The 24,311-nt window shown below is 61.4% G+C and carries 25 protein-coding genes and 1 tRNA gene; 15 read left to right on the top strand and 11 right to left on the bottom strand.

The genetic code is table 11. The features are described from left to right. The first annotated feature begins 25 nt into the window (after window positions 1-25). The 3 genes from acnA to Q0899_RS06455 all read left to right on the top strand — a co-directional run bounded on the left by acnA (window position 26) and on the right by Q0899_RS06455 (window position 4,109). Complete coding sequence (acnA, locus tag Q0899_RS06465; RefSeq protein ID WP_299191651.1) at window positions 26-2,713, top strand: aconitate hydratase AcnA; 2,688 nt, start codon at window positions 26-28, stop codon at window positions 2,711-2,713. A 160-nt stretch (window positions 2,714-2,873) separates the two neighbouring features. After that, on the top strand, window positions 2,874-3,320 hold the full coding sequence (locus tag Q0899_RS06460; RefSeq protein ID WP_298356794.1) for an isoprenylcysteine carboxylmethyltransferase family protein: 447 nt from the start codon (window positions 2,874-2,876) through the stop codon (window positions 3,318-3,320). Window positions 3,321-3,413: 93 nt separating this feature from the next. Next, complete coding sequence (locus Q0899_RS06455; protein ID WP_298356797.1) at window positions 3,414-4,109, top strand: thioredoxin family protein; 696 nt, start codon at window positions 3,414-3,416, stop codon at window positions 4,107-4,109. Here the strand turns inward: Q0899_RS06455 and Q0899_RS06450 are convergent. The 9 genes from Q0899_RS06450 to Q0899_RS06415 form a co-directional block, all read right to left on the bottom strand. After that, entirely contained in the window at window positions 4,106-5,026 is a 921-nt protein-coding gene (locus tag Q0899_RS06450) for a lysophospholipid acyltransferase family protein (RefSeq protein ID WP_298356800.1), read from the bottom strand. The genes Q0899_RS06455 and Q0899_RS06450 overlap by 4 nt on opposite strands. Window positions 5,027-5,100: 74 nt before the next feature. Then, window positions 5,101-5,745, bottom strand: a complete 645-nt coding sequence (gene nthA, locus Q0899_RS06445) for a nitrile hydratase subunit alpha (RefSeq protein WP_299191648.1) — start codon at window positions 5,743-5,745, stop codon at window positions 5,101-5,103. A 3-nt stretch (window positions 5,746-5,748) separates the two neighbouring features. Beyond that, window positions 5,749-6,018 (bottom strand): SH3-like domain-containing protein, encoded by a 270-nt coding sequence (locus tag Q0899_RS19395; RefSeq protein WP_366941522.1) that lies wholly within the window; start codon window positions 6,016-6,018, stop codon window positions 5,749-5,751. Beyond that, on the bottom strand, window positions 6,011-6,316 hold the full coding sequence (locus tag Q0899_RS19390) for a ScnB-like protein (RefSeq protein WP_366942113.1): 306 nt from the start codon (window positions 6,314-6,316) through the stop codon (window positions 6,011-6,013). The genes Q0899_RS19395 and Q0899_RS19390 overlap by 8 nt, the downstream gene beginning before the upstream one ends. Window positions 6,317-6,400: 84 nt before the next feature. Beyond that, window positions 6,401-6,820 carry a TIGR01244 family sulfur transferase gene (locus Q0899_RS06435; protein WP_299191646.1) on the bottom strand — a complete coding sequence of 140 codons (420 nt, stop codon included), beginning with the start codon at window positions 6,818-6,820 and terminating at the stop codon, window positions 6,401-6,403. 5 nt (window positions 6,821-6,825) lie between these two features. Beyond that, window positions 6,826-7,251: a DUF6691 family protein gene (locus tag Q0899_RS06430; RefSeq protein ID WP_299191644.1), complete on the bottom strand. Its 426-nt coding sequence runs from the start codon at window positions 7,249-7,251 to the stop codon at window positions 6,826-6,828. After that, on the bottom strand, window positions 7,251-7,679 hold the full coding sequence (locus Q0899_RS06425) for a YeeE/YedE family protein (RefSeq protein ID WP_299191643.1): 429 nt from the start codon (window positions 7,677-7,679) through the stop codon (window positions 7,251-7,253). The genes Q0899_RS06430 and Q0899_RS06425 overlap by 1 nt, the downstream gene beginning before the upstream one ends. Window positions 7,680-7,724: 45 nt before the next feature. Beyond that, on the bottom strand, window positions 7,725-8,588 hold the full coding sequence (locus tag Q0899_RS06420) for an MBL fold metallo-hydrolase (protein ID WP_299195265.1): 864 nt from the start codon (window positions 8,586-8,588) through the stop codon (window positions 7,725-7,727). Window positions 8,589-8,653: 65 nt separating this feature from the next. Further along, on the bottom strand, window positions 8,654-9,874 hold the full coding sequence (locus tag Q0899_RS06415; protein WP_299191640.1) for an acyl-CoA dehydrogenase family protein: 1,221 nt from the start codon (window positions 9,872-9,874) through the stop codon (window positions 8,654-8,656). 88 nt (window positions 9,875-9,962) lie between these two features. On the opposite strand from Q0899_RS06415, the gene Q0899_RS06410 reads away from it, so the two are divergent. From Q0899_RS06410 to Q0899_RS06380, 7 genes are all read left to right on the top strand, one after another. Next, window positions 9,963-11,000 carry a phosphotransferase family protein gene (locus Q0899_RS06410; RefSeq protein ID WP_299191638.1) on the top strand — a complete coding sequence of 346 codons (1,038 nt, stop codon included), beginning with the start codon at window positions 9,963-9,965 and terminating at the stop codon, window positions 10,998-11,000. Then, complete coding sequence (locus Q0899_RS06405) at window positions 10,997-13,066, top strand: enoyl-CoA hydratase-related protein (RefSeq protein WP_299191636.1); 2,070 nt, start codon at window positions 10,997-10,999, stop codon at window positions 13,064-13,066. The genes Q0899_RS06410 and Q0899_RS06405 overlap by 4 nt, the downstream gene beginning before the upstream one ends. A 158-nt stretch (window positions 13,067-13,224) precedes the next feature. Next, a complete protein-coding gene (locus Q0899_RS06400; protein ID WP_298297698.1) occupies window positions 13,225-14,478 on the top strand; it encodes an extracellular solute-binding protein in 1,254 nt (417 codons plus the stop codon). 87 nt (window positions 14,479-14,565) lie between these two features. After that, a complete protein-coding gene (locus tag Q0899_RS06395) occupies window positions 14,566-15,591 on the top strand; it encodes a carbohydrate ABC transporter permease (RefSeq protein WP_299191634.1) in 1,026 nt (341 codons plus the stop codon). A gap of 3 nt (window positions 15,592-15,594) precedes the next feature. Next, window positions 15,595-16,488 carry a carbohydrate ABC transporter permease gene (locus Q0899_RS06390; RefSeq protein ID WP_298297704.1) on the top strand — a complete coding sequence of 298 codons (894 nt, stop codon included), beginning with the start codon at window positions 15,595-15,597 and terminating at the stop codon, window positions 16,486-16,488. Window positions 16,489-16,493: 5 nt separating this feature from the next. Next, window positions 16,494-17,537, top strand: coding sequence for an ABC transporter ATP-binding protein (locus Q0899_RS06385; protein ID WP_299191632.1), 1,044 nt, complete (start codon window positions 16,494-16,496; stop codon window positions 17,535-17,537). Window positions 17,538-17,997: 460 nt separating this feature from the next. Further along, on the top strand, window positions 17,998-18,489 hold the full coding sequence (locus Q0899_RS06380; RefSeq protein ID WP_298356823.1) for an N-acetyltransferase: 492 nt from the start codon (window positions 17,998-18,000) through the stop codon (window positions 18,487-18,489). 167 nt (window positions 18,490-18,656) lie between these two features. On the opposite strand, the gene Q0899_RS06375 is transcribed toward Q0899_RS06380, so the two are convergent. Continuing rightward, on the bottom strand, window positions 18,657-18,872 hold the full coding sequence (locus Q0899_RS06375; RefSeq protein WP_298297715.1) for a hypothetical protein: 216 nt from the start codon (window positions 18,870-18,872) through the stop codon (window positions 18,657-18,659). 113 nt (window positions 18,873-18,985) lie between these two features. On the opposite strand from Q0899_RS06375, the gene Q0899_RS06370 reads away from it, so the two are divergent. Then, window positions 18,986-19,246: a DUF2312 domain-containing protein gene (locus Q0899_RS06370; protein WP_299191629.1), complete on the top strand. Its 261-nt coding sequence runs from the start codon at window positions 18,986-18,988 to the stop codon at window positions 19,244-19,246. A gap of 39 nt (window positions 19,247-19,285) precedes the next feature. On the opposite strand, the gene Q0899_RS06365 is transcribed toward Q0899_RS06370, so the two are convergent. Continuing rightward, entirely contained in the window at window positions 19,286-20,161 is an 876-nt protein-coding gene (locus Q0899_RS06365) for a hypothetical protein (protein WP_298356829.1), read from the bottom strand. A gap of 101 nt (window positions 20,162-20,262) precedes the next feature. Here Q0899_RS06365 and Q0899_RS06360 point away from each other — a divergent pair, with 101 nt between their 5' ends. The 4 genes from Q0899_RS06360 to Q0899_RS06345 all read left to right on the top strand — a co-directional run bounded on the left by Q0899_RS06360 (window position 20,263) and on the right by Q0899_RS06345 (window position 24,186). Beyond that, window positions 20,263-21,918, top strand: coding sequence for an iron ABC transporter permease (locus tag Q0899_RS06360; RefSeq protein ID WP_299191627.1), 1,656 nt, complete (start codon window positions 20,263-20,265; stop codon window positions 21,916-21,918). An 86-nt stretch (window positions 21,919-22,004) separates the two neighbouring features. Further along, window positions 22,005-22,080 (top strand) — tRNA-Thr (locus Q0899_RS06355). Between the two features lie 269 nt (window positions 22,081-22,349). After that, entirely contained in the window at window positions 22,350-22,781 is a 432-nt protein-coding gene (locus tag Q0899_RS06350) for a hypothetical protein (RefSeq protein WP_298290009.1), read from the top strand. Between the two features lie 226 nt (window positions 22,782-23,007). Continuing rightward, window positions 23,008-24,186: a hypothetical protein gene (locus Q0899_RS06345; protein ID WP_299191625.1), complete on the top strand. Its 1,179-nt coding sequence runs from the start codon at window positions 23,008-23,010 to the stop codon at window positions 24,184-24,186. The last annotated feature ends 125 nt before the right edge of the window (window positions 24,187-24,311 follow it).

The following is a 24,311-nucleotide window of genomic DNA, read 5'->3' as shown; positions in this document are numbered from 1 at the left end:
CCACAGCCCTCAAGGAGCACAGCCCATGACCGTCACTGTCGGACACGATACCTCCAACACCCGCAAGACCCTGAAAGTTGGCGACAAGTCCTATGCTTTCTACTCCATCAAGGCCGCCGAAGAGGCCGGCTTGGGCGACTTTTCCAACCTGCCTGCCGCGTTGAAGGTGGTGCTGGAGAACATGCTGCGGTTTGAAGACGGCAAGACGGTGCATGTCGAGGACATCAAGGCCTTTGCCGATTGGGGCAAGGCCGGCGGCAAGAACCCGAAGGAGATTGCCTATCGTCCGGCGCGCGTTTTGATGCAGGATTTCACCGGTGTTCCGGCGGTGGTCGATCTGGCCGCGATGCGCGACGGGCTGGTGGCTTTGGGCGGCGACGCTGAAAAGATCAACCCGCTGAACCCGGTTGATCTGGTCATCGACCACTCGGTCATGATCGACGAGTTCGGCAACCCGCGCGCGTTCCAGATGAATGTGGACCGCGAATATGAACGCAACATGGAGCGCTACACCTTCCTGAAATGGGGCCAATCCGCGTTTGACAATTTCCGCGTGGTGCCGCCCGGCACCGGCATCTGCCACCAGGTGAACTTGGAATATCTCGCCAAAACGGTCTGGTCTGACACCGACCAGAATGGCGAGATGGTGGCCTATCCCGACACGCTGGTGGGCACGGACAGCCACACGACCATGGTCAACGGCGCGGCCGTGCTGGGCTGGGGCGTTGGCGGGATTGAGGCGGAGGCCGCGATGCTGGGCCAGCCAATCTCGATGCTGATCCCCGAAGTGATCGGCTTTGAGCTGACCGGCGCGATGGTGGAAGGGACCACCGGCACCGACCTCGTGTTGAAAGTGGTTGAGATGCTGCGCGAAAAAGGCGTGGTGGGCAAATTTGTCGAATTCTTCGGCGAAGGTTTGGACCGCTTGCCACTGGCAGACCGGGCGACCATCGGCAACATGGCCCCGGAATACGGTGCGACCTGTGGCTTCTTCCCGATTGACGGCGAGACCTTGCGCTACCTGCGCACGACCGGCCGTGAAGAAGAAACCATCGCATTGGTTGAGGCCTACGCCAAAGAAAACGGCTTCTGGCGCGACGCGGGCTACCGCCCGATCTACACCGACACGTTGAGCCTTGATATGGGCACGATTGTGCCTGCGATCTCGGGCCCGAAACGCCCGCAGGATTACGTGGCGCTTACCGAGGGCGGTGCTGCGTTCCGCCGCGAGATGGAAGAGACCTTCAAACGCCCGATGGGCAAAGAAGTGGCCGTTGCAGGCGAAGACTACACGATGGAAAGCGGCAAGGTGGTGATCGCGTCGATCACGTCGTGCACCAACACATCGAACCCCTATGTGATGATCGGGGCAGGGCTGGTGGCGCGTAAAGCGCGGGCGTTGGGGCTGAACCGCAAGCCTTGGGTGAAAACGTCGCTGGCGCCGGGCTCTCAGGTAGTCTCGGCCTATCTGGAAGCGGCCGAGCTGCAGGAAGATCTGGACGCAATTGGGTTCAACCTGGTGGGCTATGGCTGCACGACCTGTATCGGCAACTCCGGCCCGATCCAGAAAGAACTGTCGGATGCGATTGCCGAGGGCGATCTGGTGGCAACATCGGTGCTGTCAGGCAACCGCAACTTTGAAGGCCGCATCTCGCCTGACGTACGCGCCAACTATCTGGCATCGCCGCCGCTGGTGGTGGCCTACGCGCTGGCCGGAACGTTGGATATCAACCTCGCATCGGACGTCATCGCTCAGGACAAGGACGGCAATGACGTTTACCTGAAAGACATCTGGCCGACGTCACAAGAGGTGGCCGAACTGGTCGAGCAAACCGTGACCCGCGAAGCCTTCATGGAGAAATATGCCGAGGTCTTCACAGGCGACGAGAAATGGCAGGGCGTGGAAACCACCGACAGCCTGACCTATGACTGGCCGGCGACCTCGACCTATGTGCAGAACCCGCCCTATTTCCAAGGCATGTCGGCGGAGCCCGGCGTGATTGCGGATGTTAAGGGCGCGAAAGTGCTGGCGCTGTTGGGTGACATGATCACCACTGACCACATCTCACCAGCTGGCGCGTTCAAGGAATCGACCCCTGCGGGTCAGTACCTGATCGACCGTCAGGTCGCGCCGCGTGAGTTCAACAGCTACGGCTCGCGCCGGGGCAACCACGAGATCATGATGCGCGGCACGTTTGCCAATATCCGCATCAAGAACGAGATGCTGGACGGCGTTGAGGGTGGCTACACCAAGGGCCCTGATGGCGCGCAGACCTCGATCTTTGACGCGGCCATGGCGCATCAAGCCAACGGCACGCCGCTGGTGATCTTTGGGGGCGAGCAATACGGGGCAGGGTCGTCGCGCGACTGGGCGGCAAAAGGCACCGCGCTTTTGGGTGTGAAGGCCGTGATTGCCGAGAGCTTTGAGCGTATCCACCGCTCCAACCTGGTGGGTATGGGCGTGATCCCGTTTGAATTCACCGGGGGCGACTCGCGCAAATCGCTGGGTCTGACCGGTGAAGAAACCGTGTCGATCACCGGGCTGGAGGGCGATTTGAAGCCGCTGTCCGAAGTGCCTTGTGAGATCACGATGGCCGACGGCACCGTGAAAAACATCATGCTGAAATGCCGGATCGATACCGCGATCGAGAAAGAATATATCGAGCATGGCGGCGTGCTGCATTACGTGCTGCGCGATCTTGCAGCGGCGTAACGCCCGATTTTCTCTGTAGAAATGGCCCGCCCCGACTGCGTCGGTGCGGGTCTTTTTGTATTTAGGGGGCTCTGCCCCCGTCGCTGACGCTCCTCCCCCGAGGTATTTTTGAAACAATGATGGGGTTGGCGCGGCGCGTATTCACCGGCATGGTGCGCCCATGAAGGGGTTTCCTGATCTTCCGCCTGTGTGGCTTGTCGTGTTTTTGGTTTTGAACTGGGCCATTGAAAAAGTCGTGCCCGGCTTTCCTGTTGGCACATTCACAACCGCGCTCAGCTGGAGCCTGATTGGCCTTGGTCTGGCGCTGATCGGATGGGCGGCGGCGTGGTTTTGGCGACGCAAGACCACCATCGAGCCACATCACATGCCGCACAAGCTGATCGTCGAGGGCCCGTTCCGCCTGTCGCGCAACCCCATTTATCTGGCCATGGTGATCATCCTGATTGGCGCCATTTTTGGACGCGGCCAGCCTATCAGCCTGTTTTTGCTGCCAATTTTTGTCGTGGTGCTGAAGGCGCGTTTTGTGTTGCCGGAAGAGGACGCCTTGGCCAAAACCTTCGGCAGCGACGCGGAGGCGTATTTCAAGGGGACGCGCCGATGGCTGTAGGAGCCACATATAACAGACGCTCGCAAAGGGTTGATTGGCCTCATCGCGCGGGGGAGGCTAGGTGTAGCGTAGCCGAAAAAGGGATATCGACACATGCGTAAGGGTCTGGCAATCGCTGCCACACTGATGTTGGGACTGCTCCCGGTGCAACAGGCATCGGCGGATGTGGTCGTGGAACTTTATACGTCGCAGGGCTGCTCGTCCTGCCCGCCGGCAGATGCGCTGTTGGGCCAGCTGGCCAAGCGTGACGGGGTCATCGCCTTGTCCTTGCACGTGGATTATTGGGATTACCTTGGCTGGAAGGACGCGTTCGCCAACCCCGCCTTCAGTGACCGTCAACGGCGCTATGCCGCTGTGGCCGGGTCGTCGATGATTTACACGCCGCAAATGATTATTGGCGGCAAGGACCACATTGTGGGCACCAAAGGCATGGATCTGGCCGACACGATTGCCAAACACAGCGCCTTGCCTGAGAAGGTGACGATCAGCGCCAAACGCAGCGGCGAGGCCGTGATGGTTCGCGCGCAGGCCAAAGGCGCCGCGCCCGGTCGGATGGTGGTGCAGCTGGTGCAATATTCACCAAGCGAGAGCGTCGCCATCAAGCGTGGCGAGAACGCAGGCCGCCAGATCACCTACCACAACGTGGTGATGGGCTGGACCAAAGTGGCTGACTGGGACGGCAAAACGCCGTTGAGCTTCGACACCACAGCGCAAGGCGACCGCCCGGCCGTGATTATCATTCAGGAAGGTCTTGGCGGGCCCATCGTGGCCGCGGCCAAAGTGAACTAGGCCTTGCCGGCAATCTCGCGCAGCTCGGTCTGCTCGGGCTTCCAGCGGCGATGTATCCAAAACCACTGATCCATGTGCTCCCGGACCAGCGCTTCGAGAGAATCGTTAAGCGCCTGCGTCATCTCTTCTGGCGTGCTGTGCGGGATAGGGGCCTCGCAAACCACCTCGAAATCCAGGCCGTTGGGTTGGCGGATGCCATAGGTCGGCACCACCAGCGCGTCATATTTCAGCGCCAGCTCGGCCGCGGACAGCGCGGTGGGGGCCAGCTTGCCGAAGAAGGTCATATTGGCACCGTCAAACATGTATTGGTCGATCAGGAAGCCGCCCATGTTGCCCGCCCGCAGGAATTTGATCAACCCAGACAACCCCCGCCGCCCGCGCGGGAAGACCGGGGTGCCGACCTGGCTGATGGCGGCCACGTAATGGTCGTTGAAATAGCCGTTATTCATCTCGCGGTAGAGCGCGCCGACGTTGAACCCTTTGGCGATCAGGGCCGCGCGCGGCGCGTCGTAATTGCCGAAATGGCCGGTGACCAGCACGACGGGGCGTCCGGCGGCATGGGCCGCTTCCAAGGCTGCCACGCCGGGGCCAGTCAGCGGCGCGTGCGCGAAGCGGTCGGTGAAGCCTTTGCCGGAATAAATCTCGATCAAGGTGCGCCCGGCATTGTCGGGCACCGCGCGCATCAGGCGTTTGACTTCGGCCTCCGGCAGGTCGGGGCAGACATGGGCCAGGTTGTCCTTCACCCGCCGCGAATACCCTGCCAGCGGGGCCACCAGCCGCGACACGATCCAGCCTGCCATCGGCACGCGGTACCTGTAGGGCACCAGCATCGCCGCCCCGATCACCGCGCGGATCGCGAGGTTGGAGGCAAACTCGACCGGGCCCTTACGCCCGCCTGCTGTCTCACCTAAGGCCATGGGTTACACGTGCTTTCCTGAACTGCGACCCGGCCTGACATAATGGCGCTCTGCGCGGACCACAAGCCGCGGGCTTAGCCCGGCTGCTTGGGCAACCCGGTGCCGATCATGCTGTCGCGGGTCACCAGTTCGGCCAGTTGTTCCTGGCTCCACCCATCGGTGTCTGCAGGCCGCGCGGGCAGCACGATGTAGCGCATGTCGGCGGTGCTGTCATGCACGCGGCAGGTCGTGCCGTCGGGCAGATCAACGCCAAATTCGGCCAGCACCTTGCGCGGCTCCTTGACGGTGCGGGACCGGTACTCGCGGGTCTTGTACCAATCAGGCGGCAGCCCCAGCAGGTTGCGCGGGTAGCAGCTGCACAGGGTACAAACGATCACGTTATGCGTGTCTTCGGTGTTTTCCACGGCGACCAGGTTCATCGGGCCGATGTCGAACCCCATCTCGCGGGTGGCCTTTGAGCCGTCGGCCAGCAACGCCGCCTTGAACTCCGGCTCGTCCCAGGCGCGGGCCACAACCTTGGCGCCGTTGGTTGGGTTGCGGGCGTCCATGGCTTCGATCTGCGCGTTGACTTGCGCCGCGGTGAACTCGCCCTTTTCGATCATGATTTCGCGGATCGCGATTTCCATGGTCTGCCAGTAGCTGAGCGGCGCGTCATTGTCCTCACGATAAGGATGGCCCGACGGCGACAGGTGGTCATGGTCGTGATGATCATGCGGCATGGCTTAGCTTTCGATCCAGTGTTCGTAAATTTCGGCGTCCAGCGTGTCGTCCGGCGTCTCGGCGTCGTCGCCCCATAGCTCGGCCATGGAAAAGCGCACGCGGTAGAGCTGCTTTTCGGGGGCTGGCAGGCAATAGGCCCGCTGCTCAGGGTTTTCATATGGCCCAAGCGCGCGTTCGATCACGCCGGTTTTGCCGCGCAGATAATGCGGCGTCCGGATATGGCCGGGCGGGGACATGTTGCGGATGCGGACCTGCGCGCCTGCCTCAAGCATCCTGCGCCGCCCCGTATGTGTCGCCGCGCGCTTTGACCTCTGCCATCTTCGCGCCAAGTTCTTCCAGCGTGTAGACACCGGCCTCGATGAAATTCTGGTTCACGGAGGCGACCCAGCGCTCGTAATAGGTCATCTCTTCAAAGGCTTTCTCCCCCATGTCTTCGAGGCAGCGGCGCAGCCCGTCTACGGTGAAATGGCCGCGCGCCGATCCAAGGATCATCAGCGCGTCAACGCGCTTCTCCCACAAGGCGAAGTCATGTTGGTCAACGGGCACGGGACCGGCGGCGTCGCCGCCCATGTCGTGCCAGCGGCGCGCTTCGGAAAAGTCATGCCATCTATGGTCTGGTGATTTGCTCATAGGGGCAAGCTAGGACGCCGCTTACTAGTTCGCAAGCATATCCAACTGCCCGCGCATCTGCTCCATTGGGTAGCCCGCGTCAGCCATGGCGGCCAGAATGTCATCAGTCGCCATTCGCCCAGCCTGCGACAGCCCCCACAGGATCGCGGACCGGGTGCCAGACGCGCAATAGGCCAGCACTTTGCTGCCTTCTGTTTTGCCCGCACGCTGCGCCTCGATCATGTCCATCGACAGCTGCCCGCCGGCCATCGGGTTGTCGGTCCAGCCCAGCCCGGCACCCTCGGCGGCCTGTTTGATCAGGTCCGGCTGCTGGTCCGGCGCGCTTTCAAAAGCGGGGCGGTTGCAGATGACATGGGTGAAGCCTTGGTCGGCCAGAATAGCCACGTCCGCGGCATCAATCTGCGGGGCAACGGCGAAATCGGGGGAAAGGGTGCGGGTATCCATGCCCTTCAACTACCCCGCGCAAACGCCGCTGTCACCCGCGGCTGCGCCATCATCGCGGCGCACATGGCGACGAAAAACACCAGCCCTTGCCAGCCGCCAAACCCAAGCGAGGCCATGGCGGGGCCGGGACAAAGCCCCGACAGGCCCCAGCCGACCCCGAACAACGCGGACCCAACCGCAAGGCGCGGGGTGATCTCAGCGTCCGGCTGCGCGGGCATCACACCGCCCAGCACTGCATCGCGCCGCTTTGCCGCGATGCGCCAGGCAATGGCCATCGGGATAATCGCCCCGCCGAGCACGAAGGCCAAAGTCGGATCCCACGCGCCGAACAGGTCCAGCCAGCCTTGCACCTTGGTGGTGTCGGTCATGCCAGAGGTCAAAAGCCCCATCCCAAACAGCCCGCCAGCGGCCACTGCGATCAGCCCCCGCATCAGATCAGCCCCAACATATGGCGGAAAGCCAACACGGTCAGCCCGCCCGCGGCCAAATAGAGAACCGTCGCCACAATCCCACGCACCGAAAGCCGGGAGATGCCGCAGACCCCGTGCCCCGAGGTGCAGCCATTGGCCAACCGGGTGCCGAAACCAACGCATAACCCCGCCGCGATCAGCACGGCGATGTTAGACGTCAAATGCGTCTCCGGCGCGCCGCGCACCATATGCCAGACAAAGGGCACCCCGATCAGCCCCGCCAAAAACAGCACCGCCTCAGATCGCGCCGCGCCCTTGCGCGAGCCATCCACGACGCCGCCCAAAAGGCCCGAGGCCCCCATGATCCGCCCGTTCATCAACAAAAACACCGCCGCAGCCGTGCCAATCATAAGGCCCCCTACGAGGCCCCACACCCAATCCAAAGGCATCCCGCCCTCCGCTTCGTTTTGGTAAAAATACTCAAATCCCGCAGGTCACAAACCGTCGACCGGCACTTTCAGGAACACCTTCCCGCTGTCATCGGGCTCCGGCATGTTGCCCGCCCGCATGTTGACCTGCAAAGACGGGATGATCAGTTTCGGCATGCCCAGCGTGGCGTCGCGGCCCTCGCGCAATGCGACGAACGCCTCACGCGTGACGCCGCCGCCAATATGCACGTTGCCCGCCTTCTCCGCCGCCACCGAGGTTTCCCACGCAAACTCGTCCCGCCCCGGGGCCTTGTAGTCATGGCAAACAAAAATCCGGGTCTCATCCGGCAGCGCCAGTATCTTCTGAATGGAGTCGTACAAATCCCCCGCCGATCCGCCCGGAAAATCGCATCGCGCGGTGCCGAAATCCGGCATGAACAGCGTGTCGCCCACAAAAGCCGCGTCGCCGATCACGTAGGTCATGCAGGCAGGCGTGTGGCCCGGCGTGTGCAACACGTCGCCGCGCAGCTGGCCGATGTGGAAGCTGTCACCCTCCTTGAACAGCTGGTCAAACTGGGACCCGTCGCGCTGAAACGCGGTCCCCTCGTTGAAAACCTTGCCGAACTGTTCCTGCACCGTCGTGATCGCCGAGCCGATCCCGATCTTGCCGCCAAGCGCGTCCTGCAGATAGGGCGCGGCGGACAGGTGATCCGCGTGCACATGGGTTTCCAGCAACCAGTCCACCGACCAGCCCTTGTCTTTGACAAAGGCAATCACCTCGTCGGCAGAACGCGTATCCGTGCGCCCCGACGCGTAGTCAAAATCCAAAACGCTGTCGATAATCGCGCAGCTCGACCCGTTAGGGTCGCGCACCACGTAGGACGCGGTGTTGGTCGCTTCATCGAAAAAGGCGTGAACTTCGGGCTGCATATCCATGACGATGTCCTCCTGCGCGCCAGTTTCGCAGAATAAGCGTCTTCGTCCAATCACGAATGCTAGATTTTTTCCTGCGTATATCGTCGCAGCTCGGCGCGGGCGACCTGGCGGCGGTGCACCGCGTCCGGCCCATCGGCCAGCCGCAAGGTGCGCAGATGCGCCCATTGGCGCGCCAACGGCGTATCTTGCGAAATGCCCTGCGCCCCGAACATTTGCACCGCCTGATCGGTGATCTCCAAAGCGATGCGCGGGGCCTCCACCTTGATCTGCGAAATCCACGGCGCGGCGGCGCGTGCGTCGCCTTGGTCCATCATCCACGCGGCTTTCAGGCACAACAGCCGGGCCTGCTCGATCTGCATGCGGGCATTGGCGATGTAGTCAAAATTGCCGCCCAGCTGCGCCAGCGGTTTGCCGAAGGCCTCCCGCGCCAGCGAGCGTTTGCACATCAGCTCCAGCGCACGTTCCGCCATGCCAATCGCGCGCATGCAGTGATGAATACGTCCCGGCCCAAGGCGGCCTTGCGCAATCTCAAAACCGCGACCCTCCCCAAGCAACATATTCTCCGCAGGCACCCGCACATCCGTAAACCGGATATGCATATGTCCATGCGGGGCCTCGTCGTCGCCGTAAACCTGCATGGCGCGCAGCTTCTCAATCCCGTCCGTGTCCGAGGGCACCACAATCATCGAATGCTGCTGGTGCTTCGGCCCATCCACAGCCGTGCGCACCATCACGATATACACCGCGCAGCGCGGATCGCCCGCGCCGGTGGCCCACCACTTTTCACCATTCAGCACGTATTCATCGCCGTCTCGCACGCAAGACAGCGAAATGTTGGTCGCGTCAGAAGACGCAACATCCGGCTCCGTCATCAAATAGGCCGACCGGATCCGGCCTTCCAGCAATGGCACCAGCCACTGCGCCTTCATCTCGTCCGAGCCGTATTTCTCGAACACCTCCATATTGCCGGTATCCGGCGCGTTGCAGTTGAAGGTCTCCGGCCCCAGATGCGCCTTGCCCATCTCCTCGGCCAGGTAGGCGTAGTCCACCGTGGAAAGCTGATGGCCCGTCTTCGCTGACCACAGGTTCCATAGGCCCGCCGCCTTGGCCTTCGACTTCAACCCTTCCAAAATTTCGCTCTGGCGCGCGGTCAGCGTCCAGCGGTCACCCACCTCCACTTCGGCAAAATACTCCGCCTCCAACGGGGTCACGTCGTCGCGGACCATTGTTTTGACAGCCTCAAGGATGGGCTGCAGGCGGTCAGAGGGGCCGAGGTTCATGGGCAGTATCCTTCAAGAATGGGGGCAAAGCGCAGCCTATGGCGACCACACCGCTTGTCAATCGGCACCGCGCGCGTAAAGTCGGGGCATGGGGTCCTCCACCGACATACAAGTAGACGACTTAGCGCCCTATCTGGCCGATGCCGCGCCCGAGATCGGAGCGCCCCTGTCGTTGGAGAAATTTGCGACCGGCCAATCCAACCCGACCTACAAGCTGCACTGCGAAACAGGGACCTATGTGCTGCGCGCCAAACCCGCAGGCACGTTGCTGAAATCGGCCCACCAGGTCGACCGCGAACACCGCGTCATGGATGCGCTGCAGGGCAGCGACGTTCCGGTGCCGCGCATGATCCATCTGGCCACAGACGACGCATCCCCCTTGGCCCGGGCATTTTTCATCATGGAAATGGTGGCGGGCCGCATCTTCTGGGACCCGGCCACGTCTGAGGTGGGCAAGTCAGAGCGCGCCGCGATCTATGACGAAATGAACCGCGCACTGGCTGCGTTGCATGACGTGGATGTGGAGGCCGTGGGCCTTGGCGATTTTGGCAAACCCGGCAACTACTTCGCCCGTCAGACCGACCGTTGGTCGCGGCAATATGTGGCCTCCAAGGTAGCTGACAACGCGGATATGGACCGGCTGATGGCGTGGCTTGAGGCGCATATGCCTGCCGATGACGGCCAGGTGTCGCTGGTGCATGGCGATTACCGGCTGGACAACATGATCTTCGCGCCGGACAGCCCGACGGTCGTCGCAGTGCTGGATTGGGAGCTTAGCACATTGGGCCACCCGCTGGCCGATCTGGCCTATCAATGCATGCAATGGCGGCTGCCTCATCAGGGCGGCATGCGCGGACTTGGCGGGCTGGACCGCGCGGCGCTTGGCATCCCGTCGGAACAGGATTACGTCGCCAGCTACTGCGCCCGGCGCGGGATCGCCGCCCCCGACAACTGGCCATTCTACCTGGCCTTTTGCTTCTTCCGCCTTGCCGCGATCCTGGAAGGCGTTGTACGCCGCGCCCATGACGGCAACGCGTCAAACCCCGAGACGGCCAAAACCTACGCCGCCGCCATCCCCTTGCTGGCCCGCGCGGCGGGCGACATCATTTCCGGAAAGACCGCATGAAACACCCCGTCCGTCTAGAGCGCCAGAACGGCGTCGCCCTGATCGCCATCGAAAATCCGCCGGTCAACGCGCTGTCCACCGCCGTGCGGCGCGGCATCCTCGGCGCACTGGGCGCGGCGCTGTCTGATGATGCCATCAAAGCCATCGTCATCGCGGCCAACGGCAAAACCTTCCCGGCGGGCGCCGACATCTCCGAGTTTGGCCAACCCTTTGCGGAGCCCGACCTGCCAGAGCTGTGCGACCTGATCGAGGGCGCCGACAAGCCGGTGATCGCGGCGTTGCATGGCACGGTTCTTGGCGGCGGGTTGGAGCTGGCCATGGCCGCGCATTATCGCATCGCGCATGAAGACACCAAGCTGGGTCTGCCCGAAATCAAGCTGGGCCTTTTGCCCGGCGCGGGCGGCACGCAACGCGCGCCGCGGCTGGTGGGCGTTGATGTCGCGCTCGACATGATGCTGACCGGCGCGCCCATCACAGCCGCCCACGCGCAGCGCGCGGGGCTGGTCGATGGGTTGGCGGGCGATGATCTGCGCGACGTGGTCAAGGCGCTCGCCGCCGAGACAACCGATATCCGCCGCACGCGCGACCTGCGTCGGCACCTGACCGACGGGGCCGCCTACATGGCGCGGATCACGCAGCGCCGCGCGGCGTTGGGCAAGGATGTTGCGCCGCACAAGATCGTCGATTGCGTCGAGGCGGCGCTGCTGTTGCCTTTTGACGCCGGGCGGCAGGTGGAACGCACCGCGTTCGCTGAATGCCTGGCCACGCCGCGCTCGGCCGGGCTGCGCCACAGCTTCTTCGCCGAACGCCGCGCGGCGAAATTTGCAGAGCTGGCCCATGGCCATGTCAGGCCGATTGAGGGGATCGGCATCCTCGGTGGCGGTGCGTTGGGCGTCAGGATGGCGATCAATTGCCTTGATGCCGGGCTGCCGGTGACCCTGGTCGAGCAGGGGGAGGCGGGGGTCGGCCTCGTGCTGGACCGGATCGGGGCGCATTACCAGCAGGCCGTCAGCGCCGGGCGCATGTCCGAGGGGCAGGGGGCGGCGGCGCTGACCCATCTCAACCTGACAACAGATTTCGGCTCTCTGCGCAGCGCCGATATTATCATCGAGGCGTTGCCCGAGCAGGCCGGTCTGCGCCAGGCAGCCTTTGACGGGCTGGGCAAAACTGCCAAGCCGCGCGCGGTGCTGGCCACGACCAGCGCTTATGCCGACCTGAGCGAGCTGCAGCGGGTCAGCACCCGCGCCTCTGAGGTTGTGGCGCTCCATTCCTTCCCCGCGTTGCCGGGGCTGGACGGTATGGAAATTGGCGTGCCCGCCGGCGTGGACCCTGCCGCCGTCACCACGGCGCATGCTTTCGCCAAGATGCTGGGCAAGCTGCCCATTCGCAGCGCCGCGCATCCCGGGCTGGTCGGGGCCTATCTGATGGAGGCCGCCCGCCGCGCGGCGGACCGGCTGTTGCTGGACGGGGCGACGCCGGACCGCATTGATGCGGCGATGCGGTCCTTCGGGATGGCTTTGGGGCCGTATCAGGCGATGGACCTGATGGGCCTCAGGCAGGGCTGGATGCACCGCAAATCGCACCCGCATGAGCCGGACCCGCGTTATTTGGCGCTGGCCGACCGGATGTGCGAGGCCGGTTGGTTCGGCCGGGAGGCCGGGCGGGGCTACTATGTCTATGCCGAAGGGGAGACGCATAGCGTGCCAAACTCGGACATGCTGCAGCTGCTGGCCGAGGAGCGCCGGTCCAAAGGCATCACCACCCGCAGCTTCACCGACCGGCAGATGCGTGACCAGATCATTCTGACCTGGGTCAATGAGGGCGCACGGTTGGTGGGCAATGGCATCGCCACGCGGCCCTCGGATGTGGATGCGCTTCTGGTGCATGGGTTTGGCTACCCGCGCGGGCGCGGCGGGCCGATGCAGGACGCCGATCAGACGACAACTTTCCAGATTTTGCGCCGCGTTGAAATATTGCACGAGGCCGATCCGACGGGATGGGACATCGCTCCCTTGTTGCGCGAATTGGCGGCGGAGCGGCAGAATTTCGGGGACCTCAATGGCTGATAGCGAAAATTCGGGCTTGCAAACGCGCGCTGGGCTTGCCACGATCACGCTATCTGCTGCCAGAATACGTATTCTCTACTGAAAAAGTATGACTATTGGCGGTTTTCGATATTTCGGCCCCGGCCGCTAACCGCGGGTCACACCACAGGGAGAACCAAATGAAACACATGAAATTTGCACTGCTGAGCGGCGTTGCCGCTGTGGCATTTGCCTCCGCCGCAATGGCGGATGGTCATGCATGCGATATCGGCGAAGGCCGGGTCAGCATCATCGGCAATGAATTCCCGGCCATCCAGACTTTGGGCGCGGGGGCTGCGGCCTGTGCCTCGGACTCTGCTGAGGTCACGGCCAACCTGACCAAAGAGCACAAAAACATCCAAGTGCCCGGCATGACCAACAACCCGGCGGAATACACTGTCGCGATCATCTCGAACGGCTCTATCGCGCCGCTGATGACCGACAACCTGATCCGCCCGCTGGATGATCTGATCGCCGCGCACGCGCCTGACCTGCCCAACCAGCAAAAGATCACGCTGGACGGCAAGGTGATGGCCGTGGCCTTCATGGCGAACGCGCAGCACATGGTCTACCGTTCCGACATTCTGGCAGAGGCCGGTCTGGAAGCGCCGAAATCCTACGAGGACGTGCTGGCAAACGCCAAAGTCCTGCGTGACAAGGGCATCATGGAAAACCCCGTTGGCGGCGCATATTCCGCAGGTTGGGGCATCGGCCAGGAATTCAACAACATGTTCATCGGGCATGGCGGAGAGTTCTTCAAAGCAGGCACCGCCGAAGCGAACATCAACAACGAGAAGGGCGTCGCCACTCTTGAGATGATGAAGGCGCTGTCGGAATACATGAACCCCGACTTCCTTGCGCTGAACAACAACGAAATCTCCGCTGAATGGAAAGCTGGCAACGTGGCCATGCTGCAAATGTGGGGCTCGCGGACACCTGCGCTGCTGGACCCAGAGGGTTCTGTCGAAGGCGTGGCCGAGAACACCGCGTTGACCGGTCCAATGATGGTTGGCGATAGCGGCGTTCCTGCAACCACGCTGTGGTGGGACGGCTGGACCGTTGCGTCCAACATTTCCGACGCAGATGCGGAAGCGTCCTTCAAGGCGATGATGGCGTCCATTGATCCGTCCATTCTGGAAGCCGATGGCGTGAACGAGCAGGCGGTTTGGCTGATCGAAGGCTACGAGCCGACCAACCTGTCCGAGGGCGTGTTCCAGACCATCAAGTCCGGCGCCACACCTTACCCAACGCTGCCTTACATCGGCTTGCTGCACACCGCACTGGGTGCAGAGCTGCCTGACTTCATGCAGGGCAAGGAATCTGCAGAGCAGACGCTGGCTGACGTCGAAGCGGCTTACACTGCTGCGGCCAAAGAAGCAGGCTTCCTGCAATAAGACGACCTTGGCGCGGGGGCTTTCAAGCCCTCGCGCCAAGCACGAAGAATTGCTACCTCATGTAAATGAGGGTCGGGGGACACGGCGTTGAAACACAAGACATTCTTCTGGTTTTTCTTGCCCACCGGGCTGGCCATGTTGTTGTTTATTTTCCTGCCGATCGTCTCCGTTATCAGCCAATCCATGCACGTGCCGGTCGACGCCGTTTTGATCACGGTCGAGGAATGCGGACCGTTCGGCTGCAAACCCTCCACCACCATTGACCAGGAGGCCACGCAGATACTGCGCGACGCCAACCCGTTGGGCCAATGGGCGGGGCTGGAAATCTATCTTGACCGCAGCCATCTGGCGGTCGCCGAAGTCGGCGAATTGTGGCGTAATTCAGAGAGTTGGGGCGCGTTCTTCAACCGTCTGGGCAACCTGCCATTCTACCGCGCCATGGGTTTCACGCTCACCTACACGTTCGTGGTCACGCCGCTGATGATCGTCCTTGGTCTGATCATCGCGCTTGCGGTCAACACGCTCAGCAGCTGGGTTAAAGGCCTCGTGATCTTCTTCTCGCTGCTGCCCTTCATCGTAACGCCGCTGGTCGGCTCCCTGATCCTGTTCTGGATGATCGACGCCCGGGGGGTCGTCGGCTCGCTCATCCAATGGGTCTTCAATGACCCCACGCTCAGTCTGAAAGCCTCCACCCCGCTGACCTGGGTCACGTTGATGGTCTACGGCGTCTGGCACTCAGCGCCCTTTGCCTTCGTGATTTTCTACGCCGGTTTGCAAACATTGCCGCAGGACACGCTGGAGTCAGCGGTCATCGACGGCGCATCCCGCTGGCAGCGCATCCGCTACGTGGTGATCCCGCATCTGACGCCCTTGGTGACCTTCGTGGCGCTGATCCAGCTGATGGACAATTTTCGGGTGTTTGAGCCCATCGTGGGCTTCAACGCAGAGGCGCACGCGACCTCGCTCAGTTGGATCATCTACAATGACCTCAGCGGGGAGCAACGCTTGCTGACCTCGGCCGCAAGCACCTCGGTGCTGACCATCCTCTGCGTCGCCATCCTATTGAGCCCTGTGCTGATGCGCACATGGCGCGACTTCAACGGGAAGAGCTAAGCCATGTCGGAAACAACAGTGTCCCAAGCCCAGTCCCGCTCTGCCGCGCTGAATATCCTGATCTGGGTCTTCGTCGTCTTCTGGCTGATCCTCGCCGCGTTCCCGTTCATCTGGACCCTCTGGGGGTCGTTCAAGGTCGAGCTGGACTTCTTCTCCCTGCAGGACTGGACCAACGCGCTGTTTGGCCCGCAAACGCAAGCCGTGCACGGCTCTGCCTTCACCGGCGAGGGGTACGAGGGCGCTTGGGTACAGGAGGAATTCTGGAAAGCGGTGCTCAACACCTCCATCGTGTGCTTCTGCGTGGTTTGCATCTCGCTGACCTTCGGCACTCTGGGCGGATACGCGCTGTCGCGCTCGGGCTTCCGCTACACGTTCTGGCTGCTGATGATCGCGCTGATCTTCCGCGCCATGCCGCCGATCACGCTGGTCTCGGGCTATCTGCAGCCGTTCTTTGCATGGAACGTCTGGGGCATCCTGCCCACGTCGATCATCGTGCTGGTGGCGATCAACCAGCCGTTTACGCTGTGGATGCTGCATTCCTTCTTCACCAAAATCCCGATGGATCTGGACGAAAGCGCCAAGGTTGACGGCTGCACGCAATTTCAGGCCTTCCGCTATGTGATCATCCCGGTCATGTGGCCGGGCGTCATCACCACGGGGCTGTTTTCGTTCCTCTTGGCCTATAACGACTTCGCCGTGACCGCGATGCTCTTGGCCAAGGAGAACCAGACCATGGTGCCCAAGATCGCGGGTTTCCTCGGTACGACCCAGACCGAGGGCAACGTGATGTTCGCCGTCGCCGCCGTGGTCTCCGCCACTGCGCCCTTGTTCGTGCTGGTGCTCTTCTTCCAACGTCAAATTGTCAGCGGCCTGACCGCAGGCGCCGTGAAAGGCTGATCGAGATGGCTGAAATCAAACTCAAGAACGTTAACAAGCGCTGGGGCAGCTTTGTGGGGGTCAAGGACTTCAACCTCGACATTCCGGACAAGGAATTTCTGGTGCTGCTCGGCCCGTCCGGCTGCGGCAAGACCACGACAATGCGCATGATCGCAGGCCTTGAGGACCCGACCGAAGGCGAGGTCTGGATCGGCGACCGTATGGTCAACAATGTCGACCCCAAGGACCGCGATATCTCGATGGTGTTCCAGTCCTACGGGCTGTACCCGAATATGACGGTGTATGAGAACATCCGCTTCCCGCTGAAGGTCCGCAAGGTGCCGGAATCCGAGCATCATGACCGCGTCATGAAGGCCTCGGCCATGGTCGAACTTGACGATTTCCTCGACCGCAAGCCCGCCGCTTTGTCGGGCGGTCAGCGCCAGCGTGTCGCCTTGGCCCGTGCCATTGTCCGCAAGGCGCAGGTCTTCTTGATGGACGAACCGCTGTCCAATCTCGATGCCAAGTTGCGCGTCTCAACCCGTGCGCAGATCAAGAACCTCAGCCATGAACTGCAAGCCACCACTATCTACGTGACCCACGACCAGATCGAGGCGATGACCCTGGCCGACCGCGTCGTGGTGATGGAAAAAGGTATCGTCCAACAGGTCGGCACGCCGACCGACATTTACGACAACCCGGCCAACACCTTCGTGGCCTCCTTCATCGGCAACCCGGCGATGAACCTGGTGGAGGGGGAGCTGAAATCCGGCACCTTCACCGCCGCCAATATCGAGGTCAAAGGCCTGACCGGCCCCGACGGCCCCATCACGCTTGGCTTCCGGGCCGAGGACGCCTCGGTCTCGACCAAGAAGGCCCAGGTCGCGGCCCCGGTCTATTCAATGGAGCTGTTGGGGGACGCCACCATGGTCACGGTCCGGTCTGGGTCTGCGCTGATGGCGGTGAAAGCCGACAAGGAGTTCCGCGCCGAGATTGGCGACGACTTCAAAGCCAACGTGCCCGCCTCCATCTGCCACCTGTTCGACACCGCCACCGGCGCACGACTGTAGGGCGGGGTTCACCCCGCCTTCCCGTGGCGCGCCTTGGCTCCAAGCCACTTCAGCGCCCCGGATGAATGGCCGCTCAGGAGCCCAAATTGACCTCTCAATTGTCAGAAAATTGCGCTAGGCTAGGCGTCGAAATTAGGAGCAAGAGAAGGTCAGGTTAAGTGCATCTGAAGGAAGGTACACGAGTTAGGTATGATGGGCTCGAAGACGGAGCATCTGAGTATGGAGTTGTAGTGCATTGCTGGTTCAACGATGACATCCTAACCCATGATTGCTACATCGCATTTTTTGGACACGAGGAACCGGCCGGTGAGCCAAGTGAGAAGCCTTACATCCTTCGATACGCCGCAAGCTCTCTAACAGTGCTGTAATTTGCTTCTCGACAGTCCGCAAAGCAGACAGTGCCAGCACAGCCACCCTTTTCAAGTTGCCTCCCCAACCGCACCAAAATACCGTCCTGCCCATGAATATCCGCCACGCCACCCCCGATGACCACGACGCAATCTGGTCCATCCTGCGCCCCGTTTTCGCGGCCGGGGAAACCTATGCAATTGCGCGCGACATCTCGAAGGAAGACGCGCTGCAGCTCTGGCGCGATTTGCCCAAGGCCACCTACGTGGCCGAAGATCAGGGTCAGATCCTCGGCACCTACTACGTCAAGACCAACGCCGCAGGCGGCGGGGCGCATGTGTGCAATTGCGGCTACGTTACCGCCGCTGCCGCGCAGGGCAGGGGCGTGGCCCGCGCGATGTGTGAGCACTCCCAGACCGAGGCCCGCGCGCTGGGCTACCGCGCCATGCAGTTCAATATGGTGCTGGCGTCAAATGCCGGCGCGGTCGGGCTGTGGCACAAACTGGGGTTCGAAACCGTCGGCATGCTGCCGCGCGTCTTTGACCACCCCAAGCTCGGGCTGGTTGACGCGCATGTGATGTACAAATGGCTGGAGGAGGGATGACGCTGCGCCGCTCGCTCTTTCAGAGCATCGCCCCGCCCGCCATCCCGTAAACTGGCTGCGTTAACCTTGTCGCTGCGCAAGCCCCTGTCGGTACGGGCTGTGTACAGGGTGTGTACGCCCTGTGTACGTGGTTTTTAACGGTTTTGGGGTGTTAACCCTGTCGCGCGTCAACCCAGCAGGATGCCCACCACGACCATCATCAGGCCAAGCGCTGACAGGAACAATGCGCCCAGGTTCATCGGCACCGTGGCCTCCAGAACCGCCCGCAATTCTTCCTCCGGCAACCCCGCCTTGCGCGCCTTTGCCACCCGCAGGATACACACCATCAACAGGACCAACCCGACCACGGTGACGATGGCCCCTAGGGGGATAAGATATGCCATGAATTCAAGCCTTTAGCTGGGGTCGCGCGGGACCGAAGAAACCGGCGCTTGAAGCCTGCGCCATGCCGCTATATCCCATGGTCTCGACCCATTTTCAAGGAAGGCGCACCCCGATGTCCGATACCTCCGTAGTTGATAGTACCTACCGCGTCACCGCCGACGAGCTGCGCCAGTTTGTCGAGCGTTTTGAACGTCTTGAGATGGAGAAAAAGGACCTCGCCGACGCCCAGAAAGAGGTCATGGCCGAAGCCAAAGGCCGCGGCTACGACACGAAAGTTCTTCGTAAAATCATGGCGTTACGCAAGCGCGACCCGCAGGATATTTCTGAAGAGGAAGCGGTTCTGGAGCTCTACAAAGAAGCGCTTGGAATGTAGGTCTTAGAGCTTCGTTTTGGCAAAAATACTCAAAAGCCACTAAGGCCGCAGCAGCGTAACGCCTTCAATCAACGCGATTTTTTCGACGTCCTCGTCGTAAAGCGCCGACAGCTGTTCGACATAGTCCTCGGTCCAGCCCGGCAGATCGATCTCTTCCTCCAGCGCGTCTTCCATCGCGAACTTGTCCAGAAACGCCGACACAATCCGTCGCCGCTGCAGCTCGTTCTTCGGCGGATGCGCCTCAAGGTAGGACTGCATCCGCGCCAACCCGCCTTTGCGCATGAGCTCCCCCAGAAAATCGTCCCGCCCATCGAGCACGGTGAACTCGTCATGCCCGGACATTGCGCGCAGAATTTCGTGCCAAATCAACGGGGTATCTTCGTTGCACCAAACGGTGACAGGGGCGTCGGGGACCGCTGCGCGCAGCCGGGTGATCATGTCCGACCACCGCAGGCTAAGGGGGTCCGACCCCTCGATGAATTTCGCGAATTCAGGCTCCTTCGCCCGCCCGAACACGGCCGGAATGAACGTCGCGGGGTCGCGCAGGGCAATGAAAATCTCCACCTGAGATTGCCCAAACAGGTTGCGCAGCCGCGGCATCTTGAACGAGGTCGTTGTATAAAGCTGGTTGCTTTCAACCGCCCGCCCCGGCACCCCTAGAAAGCTGTCATGGCTCAACACGATGCGCGACGCGTCGTCGTCATCCATCATCGCGTCCAACAGCGTTTGCTGCATCTCGATCGGAGCGGCATCGTCCTGCAAAACATGCATAGCCTCGCGGATCACCGGCCGATAGCGACTGACATCGGGGACGTTGATCCCTTCCTCCGCCAGCTTTTCAGCGTTGCGGCGTAGGCATTTGGTCAACCGATCTTCATCCGTGCAATGAACGCCAAGGTGGAGGGCAATTTGCATGTGGTCATGGTCTCCGTTAACCGCGCCAAAGGGCGCATGTTGCTGTCTTATAGACCGGAATGTAGACAGGCAAACGCCTTTCAGTTAGGCACAGGGCCGATATGACTGAGCAAATCACTCAAGTAAGCCGCGTGCGGCGTCGGCCTGGCCCCGATATTTGGTCCGCAGGGGCTCTGCTGATTGCGGCGATGGTGCTTGCGCCGATCTTGGCGGTGTTCTGGATTGCACTGACCCCAACCGACAATATCTGGCCGCATCTCGTGTCCACAACGCTGCCACGGTACCTGATCAATACCGGGTTCCTGATGGTGGTCACCGGCAGTCTGGCGGCGGTTGCAGGCACTGCTGCGGCCTGGATGATAACGCAATACCGGTTCCCTTTGTCGCGGGTGCTGGAATGGGCGCTGCTTCTGCCCCTGTCGGTGCCGGCTTATGTCGGGGCTTACGCCTTGGTCGACTTCCTTGAATACGCAGGCCCGCTGCAGACGATGTTGCGTGATCTTTTTGGCTGGCAAAATGCGCAGGATTACCGCTTTCCCGAAATACGGTCACGTGGCTTTGCCTCCATTGTTCTGGCCGCGGCGCTCTATCCTTACGTCTATCTGCTGGCCCGCGCCGCGTTCCGCGAAGGCTCCGCCGACACATTTGATGTGGCCCGGGCTCTGGGGGCCGGGCCCTTTGCGCGCTTCTTCAAGATCGGTTTGCCGCTGGCCAGGCCGGCGATCGCTGCCGGCACGGCGATCGTATTGATGGAGACGGTCTCTGACTTCGGCACGGTCGAGTTTTTTGCGGTTCAAACGCTCACCACCGGCATCTTCTCGGTATGGCTGGAGGGCTACAATGCGGGCGGTGCGGCGCAGATCGCCTCGTTGGTCCTGATCCTTGTGCTTATGCTTGTGGGGTTTGAAAAGGCGGGCAGGGCGCGTTTGCGTTTCTTCCGACTGTCGCGGCAGAGCCGCCCTATCGTGAAGACGGCTCTGACGGGGCCGCGCGGTTGGCTGGCCTGCGCCCTGTGCGCTGTGCCGTTCCTCGTCGGGTTTGTGTTGCCCGCCACGGTCATAGCCTCCCACGCCGCCCACAACATTGAGGGGTGGGCCGACCCGGGCTTGATGCGGGCGTTGCTTAACAGCGCGGCCGTGGGCGGTACGGCCGCATTTGTCACCGTTCTGGGCGCGCTGTTCATGGTCTACGGCGTGCGGCAGACAGGCCGTCGCCTGCCAAGGCTGCTGCTGCCTTTCACGACCATTGGCTATGCTGCGCCTGGTGCAGTCATTGGCATAGGCATCTTGATTCCGTTGTCTTTTCTTGACCACGGTCTGGCCGATGCCATCACATTTATGACGGGCACGGACCCTGGATTGTTGCTCACCGGCAGCGCCTTCGCCATCGTGCTGGCTTATGTCGTGCGGTTCTTTGCGATTGCGCAGGGCGCTGTCGATAGCGCGATGGGCCGGGTGGCCCCGTCGCTGCCGCTCGCCGCCCGCTCGCTGGGGCGTGGTGTGGGCGGTGTGTTGCGCGAGATCTACGTCCCCCTGATCAAGGGTTCTGTTGGCACCGCATTGCTTTTGGTGTTTGTGGATTGCCTCAAGGAACTGCCGGCCACATTGCTGCTGCGGCCCTTCAATTTCGACACTCTCGCGACCCGTGTTTATGATCAGGCTTCGCTGGAAAACATAACAGACGCGGCGCCGCCCGCTTTGATGGTTATGGCCGTCAGCCTGGTCGCGGTGCTATGGCTTGCCCGGACCAACCGCTGAGGATCTGACCCACCTTCAGCTTGGTTCGAAAAGCGCGGTTTTTTCCCTTGCCACCGGCGCCCCGCCAAATGTATAGCACCGCCAGTGCCCCTATAGCTCAGCTGGTAGAGCAACTGATTTGTAATCAGTAGGTCCGCGGTTCGAGTCCGTGTGGGGGCACCATTTCTTGAAAAATCAAATACTTAACGTAACTTCCATCGGACCGTTTTATGGGTTCGGAATTAGTATTCCCATAGGAGCCAGGAGCTGAAATAGGAGCTGGGTCATCCTTTGGTGGCAGGTTACATGAAAGCACGGGCTCGGGTGGGGGCGCTGTCGGACCAATCTTCGAACGTCTGCGTCTGGACTTGGCGCTGTTGGACAAGATTGCTTAGAGGTGGCATAAATTGGGCTCACATCGCGTGCCGCCCAGGTGAACTACGAGGTATCTCATGTTTCATATTATGCGCCCCCTGCTGCTGAGCTTTGGCCTGATTCTTGTCAGCCCAACGGCTTTTGCCGACACCAAACCCAATCCCGTGCAGATGCATAACTCCAACACGGTCTGGTTTGAAAACTGGGTCGGGCTGGCCAATGCCTCGCTGGTTGTGGCCTCTCCGGACGGCACCATTGAACGGGTTGAGGCCCGGAACGGCACGCCGGTCTATCGCCTGTCCGGCAGTGCGATAGACGGCATTTACCAATTTGAACTGCGTGCCGCGACGGACAAAGAAGACACCCGCAAGCAAAAAAATGCCCTCCGGATCCAGGAAGATGACGACGCGCCCAAGCTGATGATCCCCTTCTACCGCACGGGCTTTTTTGTGGTGGAACGCGGTGTGGTCATCACACCTGAAGACGTCGAAGAAGAAGAGGAAGGCTGAGATCGCTTGAACAGGAAGGGGTCATCGCCCGGCAGATAGCCAACCAAATTCAAGCGGAAAGCGGCGTGGTCGCGACCATGGCTCGGCGAGCGTACCCAGAGGCGTTTTTGGCGAAAAGTTGACGTAAAGGAAGGGGCAGGGCACAATCGCGCGCACATGGTGAGTGACCGGACCGATCTCTGAGTACTGCCCGGCACCCTCATCTATCTTTGGAGGAGTAAGTGTTATGATGCGTTACCTAGTGCCCGCCTTCGCCCTTTGCCTGCACACCACACCGCTTTTGGCTGATCAGGTGATCAATGACGATTTGATTGTAACCCGCGACATCTGCGTCGGTTCAAGCACCTGCATGGACGGTGAGCCGTTCAACGGCGAAGACATCAAAATCCGCAGCACAAATCCCGAGATTCTGTTCTTTGATACCAGCACCACTGCTGGCAATATGTGGCGCATTCGGGGTGACAGCGACGTTGGTCTCTTCGACAGTTTTGCCATCAGAAACGACGCGACCGGGTTCACGCCCTTTATCATGAGTGAAGATGCGCCAGGCAGCGCATTCGTGATGGCCCCGGATGGGGATATTGGTCTGGGAACGGTCCTTCCAGAGACCACGCTTCATATCGTTGATACGGGGTCACCCGGCATCCGTATCGAGGCGACCAATGGTGTAGCGCCAGATTGGCTGATGAATGTGGGATCGTCCGGACTTGCCATCTTTGACATGAATGCTGGTCCGGCGGTTCCTTTTACCATCGCCAATGGCGCGCCCAGCAATTCGCTCCGCATCCGAGATAACGGCAACGTTGCCATGGGGGTGTCGTCGGCGTCCGTTCCTCTACACGTCAGCCGAGCAGACGGAACGGCCAGCGTATTGGTCGAGAACAGAGCTGGCTCTCCCTCTGCAGTGCGCGAGATGTTCAGAATGGCGAATAACGGCGGGTCCTTCTTCACCCTCGACAACACGCAATCGGGGACGGAGTGGTTCTTTGTTCATGAAAACGCTGCGCCCAACCGGTTCATCATCACCGATGGCATTCCCGACGGGCCGGAGATGACCCTGACCGCCGAAGGTGTTCTGACGGTCGAGGGCGGCTTTGTGGCCGGGTCCACGACGTTGAACGTGCCGGACTATGTGTTTGGGGAGGACTACGCGTTGCGACCCTTGGCAGAAGTGGCCAGTTTCGTCCGGAAAAACAGCCACCTGCCTGACGTGCCTTCTGCTGCCGAGATCGCCAGAGACGGGCTGAACATGACTGACATGCAGATGACCTTGCTCAAGAAGGTGGAAGAATTGACGCTATACACCATCGCGCTTGAGGAAGAGGCCCATATCCAGGCGGAAAACTACGCGAACCAAACCAGGCTGATTGCGGAACTCAGCGCGCGGCTGGACCGGCTGGAATAACCACCGGCCTTTGACCTCGATGGTGTGCTTTGGCGGCAGGTTCTTGTCTGACCTTTCTGAAGGTCTCTGTACGGCTGGAACCAGGGCAAGCAGGGTTCAAGTCGCTAGACAGGTTAACACAAACC

Origin of the sequence: uncultured Litoreibacter sp. (genome assembly GCF_947501785.1) — a bacterium.
Classification (GTDB): domain Bacteria; phylum Pseudomonadota; class Alphaproteobacteria; order Rhodobacterales; family Rhodobacteraceae; genus Litoreibacter.
Note: the sequence above shows the minus strand (reverse complement) of the source record. Positions and strands in the feature narration are given on the sequence as shown.